Source organism: Arthrobacter cheniae (genome assembly GCF_003602275.1).
Lineage (GTDB): Bacteria > Actinomycetota > Actinomycetes > Actinomycetales > Micrococcaceae > Arthrobacter_D > Arthrobacter_D cheniae.
The window spans coordinates 415,222-427,205 of sequence record NZ_QZVT01000001.1 but is presented as its reverse complement, the minus strand read 5'-3'; the positions used below and the strand labels follow the sequence as shown (position 1 = coordinate 427,205).

Here is an 11,984-nt window from a genome sequence, read left to right as displayed (position 1 = left end):
TGACGCACGAGGGGGAGGGGCCTTGCGCTTCCTCCCTCTCGCGCATCCGGGGCCCGACCCGTCAGGGGTTGAGCAGGCTCTGCGTGAGCGTGTCGCCATTCTCGACGACGGCGAAGCAGTCCACCGTCCGGTCGCCATCTGCCCAGGTCTCGGCGGTGGGGGTGGCGCGGAGCAGCGTCACCTGCAGTTCCTGGGTGACGACGTCCGGGTTGATGTCCGCGGAGGCTGCGGCACAGGCGGCCTCGGCGCGGATCCCCAGCTGGTCGCGACCAGGGAATTGGGCGTCATCGGGATAGTCCTCGCTCGCCACGAGCTGCGCATTGTGGGCCTCCGTGCAGTCCACCAGGACGGCATCCTCGGTGATGCCCGCAAAGTCAGCGAGGCACTCACCGGCCGCGAGCGACGACGGGTCCACGCGCGCTTCATCATCCGCTCCGCCGAAGAGGGAGACGAGCAGCCAGATGAGGAGCCCGAGAAGGATGATCGCGCCGCCGATGATCAGCAGCAGCGGGAGGCGGGTGCCCGTGGACCGGGCGCGGTCACGCTTGGGATGCTCTGCCGGTTCCTCGCCCGGGTCCGGAGGTATCGGGATCCATCCGCCGCGGGCTGCCGCACCACCGCTCTGGTCGAGCGCCGACGGCGAGGTGCTGCCCGATTCCGCAGGGTCCGTCGGTCGTGCCGGTCCCACGGACCCTGGATCGGTACCCGGGTACAGCCCAGGATCCCCCAGACCGGGTTCGCCGCCCTGCGGCGCGAAGGCGTAGGGGCCTCCGACGGGCTGGTGCTCCTCGGCGCCTTGCGTCGGCTCCGGCCCGGGCCCTGGCTCGTGGCCCGGACGCCGCGCTGCCTGCTCCTCATCGCTCATTGTGGGCCGCTGTCTCCTTGTAGTCCTCTTACTCGCAGTCGGGAGGCTCCGACGCGGTTTTGACTCTATCCAAGATCGACCGTCATCGGGTTCCACGGCGTCTCGGGCCAGTGCGTCCCCGGCCCCCTGCGTCCGGCTCCGGAGCGCCAGGGACAACCGGCATTCGGGTGGCCCTGAAAGCATGTAACCTATAGTTACGACAAATTGACCGAATAATCCGGGGCCTCGCTGCAGCCTTGGGCCTTTGTGCCCCAGTGACCACCTCCGGATCGACGCACAAAGGGGGTCACGCCATGGGGCGCGGCCGTCAAAAGGCAAAAGCTACCAAGCAGGCCCGGGATATGAAGTACTTCAGCCCGGCCACTGATTATTCGGCACTGCAGCGAGAGCTCACAGGCCCGGGTAGTCGTGCTTCGAGCCGACGTACCGAAGCTATCGAGCCAGTTGAACCTGACTACTCGGAGTATGCGGACAAGTACGCCGACGAGATCGACGACGACAGTGGGGGGAGCGGCTCACGCCGCATCGGCTGACCCAGGGTCTGCCGTTCTCCTGTGAACACACACGGCGCATCAGCCCGACAGGGCGATGCGCCGTTTGGTGTGCCCTCAGGCGGGCGAGGCGAGCAAGGGCCGGAAGGCCAGCTCGGCTGCACCGACCAGCAGCAGCTCGGGTCCGAGCGCGGCCCGGCGCACGTGGACCCTGCCGGCGAGGGATGCCTCGTTCACGGCATCCCCGAGGCTCTGGCCCGCGAAACCGACGAGAGAACCCAGGAAGCCGCCGAGAAGGATCAGCTCCGGGTCGAAGATGTTCACGAAGTCCACGAGAGCTACGGCCAGGAGTTCCACCTGGCGCTCCGCCTCGAGGCGGACGGCCTCCACGGGCCCGTCGGACAGCACGATCTCCAGCGCTTCGATACCGCCGCCGTCGAGCCCGGCTGCGCCCAGCAGCCGCTCCAGCCGGACTTCCGCGTCGAGACAGCCTGATCGGCCACAGTGGCACGGTGATCCGCCGGGACGAACGAGTGTGTGCCCCAGCTCGCCCCCGTACCCGCGGCTGCCCACCAGCTGGGCGCCTCCGGTCACGATTCCTCCACCGATGCCGCTCGCGCTGCCGTTGAGGTAGAGGGCGTCGGCCACCCCGAGTGCGGCCCCGAAGATGCTCTCCGCAAGGGATCCGAGGGAGGCGTCGTTCGCGGCGACGGCAGGGAGTCCCAGCGCGGCGCCGAAAGGCCCCGTGAGGTCGGCGTCCTGCCACCCGAGGTGGGGTGCGACCAGGACGCGGCCGGTACCGGCATTGACCAGCCCGGGAAGCGCGATGCCGACGCCGAGCAGGCTGTCGAGGCCGGCGAGGAGGGGCTGCAAGTCGGACACGATGTCGAGGGTGAGCTGAACGGCGTCGTCGAGCGTCGGGATACCCCGGGTCTCGCGGCGCACCCGTGCGTGCACGCGGCCGCCCAGGCCGACGACGCCGACCGTCAGCGCATCGATGTCTGGATTGACGGCGAGCACGGCCACACCGGGATTCACCTGCACGATCGGGCTCGGCCGACCGACCCGGCCACCGGCGGCGGGCTCCGTCTCACGGACCAGGTTCCGCTCCGTGAGTGTGAGGACGAGGGCGCCGACCGTCGAACGGTTGAAGCCCGTGCGCCGTGTCAGTTCCGATCGGGACAACGGGCCGTACCGGTGCACCATCGTCAGGATCTGGGACAGGTTCTGTGCGCGAAGGCCCTCGGTGCCGTTCGCCACGCCGGGTAGTGACCGCACAGCCCTGGTTCTCCTTCGTCCTGCAGGAGCCTTCTGCGCACCTGGCCTGGCTCCCATCGTAACCAGCGGCGGAGGGTGCTTCTCTCAGGCCCGCTGCTGCGCTGCGCTCGTGGTCCGAGCGCTGCCGCCGGACGGAGCCGCCGTGCTCTGGCGCACCACGAGGCTGGTCGCGAGGTCGAGCCGCAGATTGTTGGGACGCTCGCCGTCGCGCAGGCGCAGGACCATCCGCGTTGCTTCCTCCGCCATCTGGATGAGCGGCTGGTGGACCGTCGTCAGGGCCGGGCTGGACCATTGCGCCAACTGCAGATCGTCGTAGCCGACGATCGAGAGCTCATCGGGTACGCGGAGTCCGATCTGCCGGGCGGCGTCGAGCACGCCCAGGGCCTGGAGGTCGCTGCCGGCGAAGATCGCCGTCGGGGGGTGGGGACTGCGGAGCAACGAGAAGGCGTGGTCGCGTCCGCCGTCGACATGGAAGTTCCCGTACCGGATGAAGCCGGGAGGGATGGGCAGGGACGCCATGCCCATGGCCGATCGGTAGCCGTCGATCCTGGCGAGGGAGCACATCATGTCCTCCGGACCGCTGATCGCGGCGATGCGTGTATGGCCGAGGTCGATGAGGTGGCGCGTGGCCATCATGCCGCCCGACCAGTTGGCGGAGCCCACGGAGGGGACGTCGGGGGACGGGTCCCCTGCAGGATCGATGATGACGAAGGGGATCGACCGCGAGTCGAGTTTGTTCCGGAAGTCCTGTGGCAGGTCGGAGAAGACGAGGACGACGCCGGCGGGGCGGCGCGCCATGACGCCCTCGATCCATTCTGAGCCGGGGGCATGGCGCGTACCGGTCTCGGTCAGCACCACGCTCAGGCCGTGCTCGCGTGCCACGTTCTCCACGCCGCGGATGAGTTCGAGCGCCCAGGCGCTCTCGAGCTCGTGGAACACGAGTTCGACGAGTCCCGCCCTGGCTACCGAGACCTTCCGCCGCCTGTAGCCGTGCTCCTCGAGGAGCTCCTCAACTTTCGCCCGTGTTTTCGGCGACACGTCGGTCCGCCCGTTGAGCACCTTGGAGACCGTGGAAAGGGAAACGCCGGCCACCGTTGCGAGCTGGGCGAGTGTGACGCGCGGTTCTTCCGCCGGAATCGACATGCCCCACAGCCTACCCCTGCGGCGCGCGGCGCCCGCGAAGCCATTGACCGCGAAATGTGACCGGCTGCACATCTGGCCTTGCGCATCCCGGCAACTGCTACGTAGACTCAGCGCATCACATAACTTTCGACGGAATCGTCGAAACTTTCGAGAGGCGTTCAACGATGAACAACCGAACCTGGATGTCCCGCAGCCTTGCGGGCACCGCGGTCATGATGCTGGGCTTCACCCTTGCGGGATGCGGCGGCGGAGGCGGCGACGCGTCCGGTCGGCCCGAGAACGAGCTTCACCTGGCGGTCTACGGAGATGCCAGCAACAAGGTCGAGCAGGCCATGGTCGACACGTTCAATGAGACCTCCGACGTCAAGATCGTGCTCGACACGATCCCCGGCGCGGACTACCAGACCAAGCTGCAGACCATCATCGACACCGACTCGGCTCCGGACATCTTCTTCAACTGGGGCGGAGGAAGCATCGCGAATTTCGTCGAGGCGGATCTGCTGATGCCCCTAGACGACCTCATCGAGGAGGACCCCCAGCTGAAGGAAGCCTTCCTGCCGTCCGTCTTCGAGACGGCCGTGGTCGACGACAAGAGCTACGGTATCCCGATGCGTGGCACGCAGCCCGTGATGCTCTTCAACAACTCCGAGGTGTTGCAGCAGGCCGGCATCGATGCACCCCCCGCCACCTGGGACGAACTGCTGGAGGACGTCGAGAAGCTGAAGGCGGCCGGCGTCACGCCCATCGCACTCGGCGGCGCAGACCAGTGGCCCACCCAGATGTGGTTCCAGTACGTCTTCGACCGCGTCGCGGGTGAGGGCCTCTTCCAGGCCGCGCTCGACGGCGACACCGAGGTGTGGGACTCCGAGGAGAGCCGCGAGGCGCTCGGCAAGCTGCGGGAACTGATCGACGCAGGTGCCTTCGGCACCAACTTCGACTCCGTGAAGTTCACCGACGGCGGGTCTCCCACCCTGCTCTCCAGCGGCCGGGCCGGCTTCGAGCTCATGGGCTCATGGGCGTACGCGACGCATCTGGATGCCAACCCCGAGTTCGCCGAGAACGTGCTCGGTTACAGCGAGTTCCCGGCGATCGAAGGCGGAGAGGGCGATCCCGACAACCTCGCGGGCAACACCAACAACTTCTACTCGATCCACAAGGACACCCGGTACCCCGAGGAGGCAGCCGAGTTCCTGAAGTTGATGTACTCCGACGAGTTCGTGCAGGAGCAGATCGCCATCGGCAACCTGCCCACCACCACCAACACCGAGGAATTCCTCGGCGAGGCCTCCAACCCGGAGTACGCCAAGTACCAGTTCGACCTCGTGAAGGAAGCGCCCCACTTCCAGCTCTCCTGGGACCAGGCCTACCCTCCCGAGGCGACGGTGACCATCCATACCGCCGTGGCGCAGTTCTTCAGCGGCCAGATCGATGAAGACGGCTTCATCAAGGCCATGCAGAGCCTCTAGGACATCACCATGACAACGCTTGCTACGCGCAGGCAGGCAGCGCCGGGCGGCTCCACCACGAGCCGCCCGGCCCGCTCGGGCGCCTCGTCCGTGGGACGCCCCGGTTTCGCCTGGGCCCTGCCCGCCACCATCTTCTTCGCCCTCTTCGCCCTCGTGCCGCTCGCCGCGGTCGCCGTCCTGTCCTTCACCTCGTGGAGCGGGCTCGGTGACCCGGAATTCGTCGGGTTCGAGAACTGGGAGACGCTGATCGCCGATCCGGTGATGCTGAAAAGCCTCTGGCTCAGCCTGCTGTTCATCGTCCTCGGCGTCGTGACCCAGACGCCGCTGAGCATCCTGCTCGGGGTGTGGGCCGCCGGCAACCAGCGCAACCGCGCAATCCTCAGTGCCATCTACTTCATCCCGCTGTTGCTGTCCTCGGCGGCGATCTCCGTCCTCTGGCGGGCGCTGCTGGATCCCAACTTCGGGATACCGGGCCAGCTCTCCTGGCTCTTCGGCGACGGCAACCTGCTCGGCACGCAGTCCGGCGCGATCGGCGTGCTCATCTTCGTGGGGATGTGGCAGTTCACGCCGTTCCACACCCTGATCTACCAGGGTGCCGCGAAGGGTATTCCGACCGTGCTGTACCAGGCGGCGGCGATCGACGGAGCGGGGACGATGCGCCAGTTCTTCGCCATCACCCTGCCGCAACTGCGCAACACGGCCATCACCTCGATCATCCTGATGGTGGTCGGCGGGTTGACGACCTTCGAGACGGTACTGATCCTGACCAACGGCGGACCCGGTACCGACACCACGATCACCGCCTTCTACATGTACCAGGAGGCGTTCCAGAGCTTCGACTTCGGTGTAGGCAGCGCGATCGCCCTGGTGCTCGTCGTCGTCGCGACCCTGATCTCCCTCGTGGTGGTCAAGGTGTCCGGCTACGACAAGATGAACAGCTCGCTGGAAGGCCTCTGATGAAGACCCGTCCCAATTACGCCGCCGGCATCGGCTCGTTCGTCTGGCTGCTGATCGTCGCCATCCCGCTGTACGTGATGATCTCGGGCACGTTCCAGACGAGAGAGGAGTTCGGCGACAACGGTCCGCTGTCCTTCCCCTCGAGCTTCACGCTGCAGAACTACGCTGACGCGATCACGAGCGGTTTCGGCCGGTACTTCCTCAACACCGTCGTGGTGACGGTCGGCGTCGTCGCGATCGTCCTCCTGCTCGTCCCGCCGCTGAGCTACGCGATCGTGCGCAGCCGAAGCAGGGGGGCGTCGTTCGTGTTCCGCTTCTTCCTCCTGGGCCTCGCGATCCCCGCGCAGGCCGTGATCGTCCCGGTGTTCTACCTGATCAACGCGGTAGGGCTCTACGACAACCTGCTCGGAATCATCCTCCCCACCGCGGCGTTCGCGCTGCCCATCTGCACGCTGATCCTCAGTGGCACCATGCGGGACATCACAGGCGAGCTGTACGAGGCGATGGCGATGGACGGCGCGAGTCCTGCGCGGGCCTTCTTCCGGCTGGTGCTGCCGCTGTCCAAGGGAGGCATCTCCACGATCGCCGTCTTCTCGGCGCTGCAGGCCTGGAACGGCTTCCTGTTCCCCCTGATCCTGACCCAGTCCGAGAGCACCCGCGTGGTGACCCTCGGCCTGTTCAACTTCCAGACCCAGTACGGCATCAACATCCCGGGGCTGCTGGCCGCGGTGACGCTCTCGATGGTGCCCGTCCTGCTCGTCTACCTGTTCGCGCGCCGCGCGCTTGTCCAGGGCCTCATGGGCGCTGGCGGAAAGTGACCATGACTGAGACAACTCTGAATGACGCCCGCTGGCGCGATCCCGCCGCCACCCCCGAGGACCGGGTGGACGCCCTGGTCGGAATGATGACCCTGCGCGAGAAGGTCGCGCAGCTCGTCGGCGTCTGGGTCGGCGCCAACACCGAGGGCGGCGAGGTGGCCCCGCACCAGCACGAGATGAACGAGGCGGTGGACCTCGACGAACTCCTGCCGCACGGCCTGGGCCAGTTGACGCGCCCCTTCGGGACGGCGCCGGTGGAACCCGGACTCGGCGCCCTGTCCCTGCAGCGCACGCAGGAGCGCATCACGGCGGCGAACCGTTTCGGCATCCCCGCGCTCGTCCACGAGGAGTGCCTCGCAGGCTTCGCGGCCTGGAAGGCGACGGCGTATCCGGTACCCCTCGCCTGGGGTGCCACCTTCAACCCGGACCTGGTGCGGACCATGTCCTCGGCCATCGGCGCGGACCTCCGCTCCGTGGGCGTGCACCAAGGGCTCGCCCCCGTGCTCGACGTCGTCCGCGACGCCCGCTGGGGCAGGGTCGAGGAGACCATCGGCGAGGACCCGTACCTCATCGGGACCGTCGCGACGGCCTACGTGCAGGGGCTCGAGCGCGCCGGGATCGTGGCGACGCTCAAGCACTTCGTCGGCTACTCGGCGTCGAAGGCGGGCCGTAACCTCGCCCCCGTGTCGATCGGCGAGCGGGAGCGCGCCGACGTGCTTCTCCCGCCGTTCGAGATGGCCGTCCGCGAGTCGGGCGTCCGTTCGGTCATGCACGCCTACACGGACATCGACGGCGTCCCGACGGCGGCCGACGGATCCCTCCTCACGACGCTGCTCCGCGACACCTGGGGCTTCCAGGGCACGGTCGTGGCCGACTACTTCGGCATCGCCTTCCTCAAGGAACTCCACCGGGTCGCGGCGACCCTCGGGGAGGCCGCTGCCGCGGCGCTCACCGCAGGGGTCGACGTCGAACTGCCCACCATCCACACGTTCGGCGAGCACCTCGTCGCGGAGATCGACGACGGCCGGCTGTCCGAGGACGTGGTGGACCAGGCGCTCCGCCGGGTGCTGCGGCAGAAGCTGGACCTCGGCCTGCTCGATCCGGACTGGTCGCCCGTCCCGCCGGCCCTGGCGGGCGGGGGAGCTCCGATCGTCGATCTCGACACGCCGGGCAACCGGGCGATCGCCGCGGAGCTCGCCGAGCAGTCGATCGTCCTGGTCGGCAACAGCGGCATCCTTCCCCTCACCGCCGCTCCCCGCATCGGCCTGATCGGACCGAACGCCGCCACGCACCGCGCTTTCCTCGGCTGCTACTCGTTCCCCGCGCACGTGGGCGAGCAGCACCCCGAGGTCGAGCTCGGCCTGGCAATTCCCACGGTCGCGGAAGCACTCGAGCAGGAGTTCCCCGACAGCGACATCACGATCGCCACGGGCTGCACCATCGACGGCACCGCGACCACCGGCTTCGACGAGGCTCTCGCCGTCGCGAACGGGTCCGACGTCGTCGTCGCGGTCCTCGGTGACCGGGCCGGGCTGTTCGGCCGTGGAACGAGCGGCGAGGGGTGCGACGCGGAGTCGCTGGAACTGCCGGGGGTGCAGCAGCAGCTCCTCGACACCCTGCTGGCGACGGGGAAGCCCGTCGTCGTCGTGCTGCTGACCGGGCGGCCGTACGCGCTCGGGTCTGCCGTGACCCGCGCGGCCGCCATCGTCCAGGGCTTCTTCCCGGGCGAGGAGGGGGCCGCCGCCGTCGCCGGGGTGCTCAGCGGACGGATCAATCCGGCCGGGCGCCTTCCGGTCAGCATTCCCCGGTCGCCCGGCGCGCAGCCGTCCACCTACCTCGCTGCGCCCCTCGCGCAGTCCAGTGGAGTGTCGAACATCGATCCGACGGCGGCGTTCGCCTTCGGTCACGGCCTCAGCTACACCAGCTTCAGCTGGGATGATGCGGGATCGGCTGCGGACTCCGCCCCGACCGACGGTGAGGCCGGCGTACATGTCACGGTCACGAATACGGGCGAGCGCGATGGGGTCGAGGTGGTGCAGCTGTACCTGCACGATCCGGTGGCGTCCGTCGTGCGACCGGTCCAGCGGCTGATCGGCTACGCACGGGTCCCCCTCGCCGCGGGATCCTCGGCGAGGATCGCGTTCACGGTCCCGGCCGACGTCACGGCCTTCACCGGCCGGGACCGGGTGCGGATCGTCGAACCCGGTGCGCTCGAGTTGCGGCTGGGTGCCTCGAGCAGTGACATCCGCGCGGTTGTCCCGCTCACGCTGACCGGGGCTGTCCGGCCCGTCGACCACACCCGGCGCCTGCACTGCGATGTGCAGGTCACACCGCTCTGACAGCGGCGGCACGTTTCGTCAAGGCCACGGCCCGCTTCCGCTTCGGCGGTCGCGGGTCGCGGCCTTTGTGCGCGCAGGGACAGGTACTCCTGCGGTCGGCCACGACGACGCCACGACGACGACCGCCGGGCCGGGTGACGGGACGATGGTTCCGCGCCCCATACCCTCAGCAGGCCCTCGAGGCAACGAACAAAGAGGTCACGAAAGTCGTCGGCTTCTTCAGCCGCAGTGTCGCCCCTCTCGAATTCCTGCTCAGAGGTCATGGATCCGCACCACCGCGCGGAAATCGAAGGTGTTCCTGTCCAACAGGACCTCGCATCATGGATGGCGGGCGCCCTAAGCAGCTTGCATCCGCGTGCAGGCAGCGTTCAGGGTAGTAAGCAGACTGATCATGTTGTCCAGCAGCACTGTTGCGGGAACCGGATCATCCACACCTACCAGGGAGCACGAGCATCATGGCATCAGCAGACAACACATCGGGCGCGAGTACCCCGAAGAGCAGGCGCAACGACGTCGTCGCTGCGGAGAAGGAGCAGTTCGGCGGCATCAAGTTCGGCTCGGCGTTCTTCGGCTGGCTGACCGCGATCGGCCTCACGGTCATCCTCAGTGCGCTCGCCGCGGCAATCGGCGTCGGAGTCGGAGCAGCGAACTCGAGCACTGCGAATGACGCTGCCAGTCAGGCCCAGGAGAACGCCCAGACCATCGGGATCATCAGCGGGATCGTGCTCGCGATCATCCTGTTCGTCGCCTACTACTGCGGCGGCTACGTCGCCGGCCGGATGGCACGGTTCGACGGCGTCAAGCAGGGCCTCGCGGTCTGGCTCTGGGGCATCATCATCGCGATCGTCCTGGCCATCCTCGCAGCTGTTGCGGGCGACCAGTTCAACGTGCTCTCCAACCTGAACGGTGCGCCGAGCATCCCCGTGGACGGCAGTGCACTGACCACCAGCGGCCTGATCGGGCTCGCCATCGCAATCCTGATCCCGCTGATCGGGGCCATCCTCGGAGGCAAGGCCGGGATGCGCTTCCACCGCAAGGTGGACCAGGTGGGCATCGACCACCAGGCCGGCCTGGTCTAGCACGGACCCCGCACAACGCGAGAGGCACCGCCCGGATGGGCGGTGCCTCTCGGCATGTCCGGAGAGCGGCTAGAACGTCAGGGACGCCACCGCTGTCCGATACTGTTCCCGGATGACCGGCCGGTGATCGGAAGGGCGGTCCTCCACGGTGTCGACCGTCCACGAAGGCCTCGACCCCGTCAGGACCCAGGCGGCCTGCACTGCGGCACCGCGGGCCACGTACTCTCCCGGAGCCGGGATGCTCACGGGCAGATCGAAGACCTGAGCCGCCACCTGCTGCACGGCAGCGTTCTGTGCGGCTCCGCCGATCAGGAGCAGCCGGCGCGGTGTCACGCCCGTTGCACGCACGGCGTCCAGTGCATCCGCCAGTCCGCACAGCATCCCCTCGATCGAGGCCCGGGCAATGTTCTCCCGGGTGCTCGAGGCGATGCTGAGGTTGTGGAAGCTCGCCTTCGCCGTGGGGAGGTTGGGTGTGCGCTCGCCCTCGAAGTACGGCAGCAGGACCACGCCGCCCGCGCCCGGAGCCGCAGCCAGCGCCAGTGCGGCGAAGCCATCGTGATCGACGCCGAGGATCCCTGACACCGAGGACAGCACACGTGCCGCGTTGAGGGTCGCAACGAGCGGGAGGAACAGTCCGCCGGCGTCGGCGAAGCCCGCAACCGTCCCGCTCGCATCCGCCACTGCGTCCGCGGTGACCGCGAAGACGGTGCCGCTGGTGCCGAGGGACACGACGACGTCGCCCTCCACCGCGCCCAGCCCGAGGGCGGCGCCGGCGTTGTCGCCGGCTCCCGCTCCAAGCACGACGCGGCGGCCGCCCGATGCCGTGTACGACGGGTGCACGACGCCGGCGGATTCGTCTGCTCCGAGGACGCGGGGAAGCACCACCGCGTCCGGGCCGTTCCCACCATGGCTTCCACCTTCACGGGCAGGCCGACCGAGGAGCTGCTCGAACAGCTCGAGATCGTACGCACCCGTGGCGGGGTTCCAGTAGCCGGTGCCGCTCACATCCGAGCGGTCGGTCACGAGCTCCTCGAGGACCGGACCCAGGGGCGCCTCGCCCTCGGGTCCGAAGCCGCGGAGGCGCCACGTCAGCAAGTCATGGGGGAGCGCCACAGCGGCGATCCGCGGAACGAGGTCGGGCTCGGCATCGCGCACCCACCGCACCTTGGTGCTGGTGAAGGATGCGACGGGCGCCAGTCCTGTGCGGGCGACGAGTTCATCGACGCCCAGCTCAGCGATGAGGTCCCGGGCAGCACCTGCGGAACGGGTGTCGTTCCATAGCAGCGCGTCGCGGAGGACCCGGCCGTCACGACCCAGCAGCACCATGCCGTGCTGCTGGCCCGCGATGGAGAGGGCATCGACATCGTTCCCGAGCCCGTTCCCGGCCACCAGCGCGGCGAGCAGGGCCTGCCACCACGACTCCGGGTCCACCTCCGTGCCCTCCGGGTGGAGGGCACGGCCGCTGCGGATGTCGGCGCCGGTCAGGGAGTCGACGACGACGACCTTGCAGCTCTGCGTCGAGGAGTCGACGCCCGTGACGAGCGCCAT

Annotated in this window: 10 protein-coding genes; 6 read left to right on the top strand and 4 right to left on the bottom strand. The window is 68.5% G+C overall.

Annotation, left to right across the window (positions count from 1 at the left end; translation table 11 throughout):
* Nucleotides 1–61: 61 nt before the first annotated feature.
* A complete protein-coding gene (locus D6T63_RS02060) occupies nucleotides 62–865 on the bottom strand; it encodes a septum formation family protein (RefSeq protein WP_182976842.1) in 804 nt (267 codons plus the stop codon).
* A gap of 293 nt (nucleotides 866–1,158) precedes the next feature.
* On the opposite strand from D6T63_RS02060, the gene D6T63_RS02055 reads away from it, so the two are divergent.
* On the top strand, nucleotides 1,159–1,398 hold the full coding sequence (locus D6T63_RS02055; RefSeq protein WP_120147342.1) for a DUF3073 domain-containing protein: 240 nt from the start codon (nucleotides 1,159–1,161) through the stop codon (nucleotides 1,396–1,398).
* 75 nt (nucleotides 1,399–1,473) lie between these two features.
* On the opposite strand, the gene D6T63_RS02050 is transcribed toward D6T63_RS02055, so the two are convergent.
* Both D6T63_RS02050 and D6T63_RS02045 read right to left on the bottom strand, forming a co-directional pair.
* Complete coding sequence (locus D6T63_RS02050; protein ID WP_235830496.1) at nucleotides 1,474–2,634, bottom strand: ROK family transcriptional regulator; 1,161 nt, start codon at nucleotides 2,632–2,634, stop codon at nucleotides 1,474–1,476.
* 84 nt (nucleotides 2,635–2,718) lie between these two features.
* Nucleotides 2,719–3,777, bottom strand: coding sequence for a LacI family DNA-binding transcriptional regulator (locus D6T63_RS02045; protein ID WP_120147340.1), 1,059 nt, complete (start codon nucleotides 3,775–3,777; stop codon nucleotides 2,719–2,721).
* Nucleotides 3,778–3,941: 164 nt separating this feature from the next.
* Here D6T63_RS02045 and D6T63_RS02040 point away from each other — a divergent pair, with 164 nt between their 5' ends.
* The 5 genes from D6T63_RS02040 (at nucleotide 3,942) to D6T63_RS02020 (ending at nucleotide 10,436) form a co-directional block, all read left to right on the top strand.
* Nucleotides 3,942–5,243 (top strand): extracellular solute-binding protein, encoded by a 1,302-nt coding sequence (locus D6T63_RS02040; RefSeq protein WP_120147339.1) that lies wholly within the window; start codon nucleotides 3,942–3,944, stop codon nucleotides 5,241–5,243.
* Between the two features lie 9 nt (nucleotides 5,244–5,252).
* The gene (locus tag D6T63_RS02035) at nucleotides 5,253–6,200 is read left to right on the top strand and encodes a carbohydrate ABC transporter permease (protein WP_120147338.1); all 948 of its coding nucleotides are present in this window, start codon (nucleotides 5,253–5,255) and stop codon (nucleotides 6,198–6,200) included.
* Complete coding sequence (locus tag D6T63_RS02030; protein WP_120147337.1) at nucleotides 6,200–7,018, top strand: carbohydrate ABC transporter permease; 819 nt, start codon at nucleotides 6,200–6,202, stop codon at nucleotides 7,016–7,018. The genes D6T63_RS02035 and D6T63_RS02030 overlap by 1 nt, the downstream gene beginning before the upstream one ends.
* 2 nt (nucleotides 7,019–7,020) lie before the next feature.
* Entirely contained in the window at nucleotides 7,021–9,357 is a 2,337-nt protein-coding gene (locus D6T63_RS02025) for a beta-xylosidase/alpha-l-arabinosidase (RefSeq protein WP_120147336.1), read from the top strand.
* A gap of 455 nt (nucleotides 9,358–9,812) precedes the next feature.
* On the top strand, nucleotides 9,813–10,436 hold the full coding sequence (locus D6T63_RS02020; RefSeq protein ID WP_120147335.1) for a hypothetical protein: 624 nt from the start codon (nucleotides 9,813–9,815) through the stop codon (nucleotides 10,434–10,436).
* Nucleotides 10,437–10,505: 69 nt separating this feature from the next.
* Here D6T63_RS02020 and D6T63_RS02015 read toward each other — a convergent pair whose 3' ends face one another.
* Nucleotides 10,506–11,984: an FGGY family carbohydrate kinase gene (locus D6T63_RS02015; protein WP_120147334.1), complete on the bottom strand. Its 1,479-nt coding sequence runs from the start codon at nucleotides 11,982–11,984 to the stop codon at nucleotides 10,506–10,508.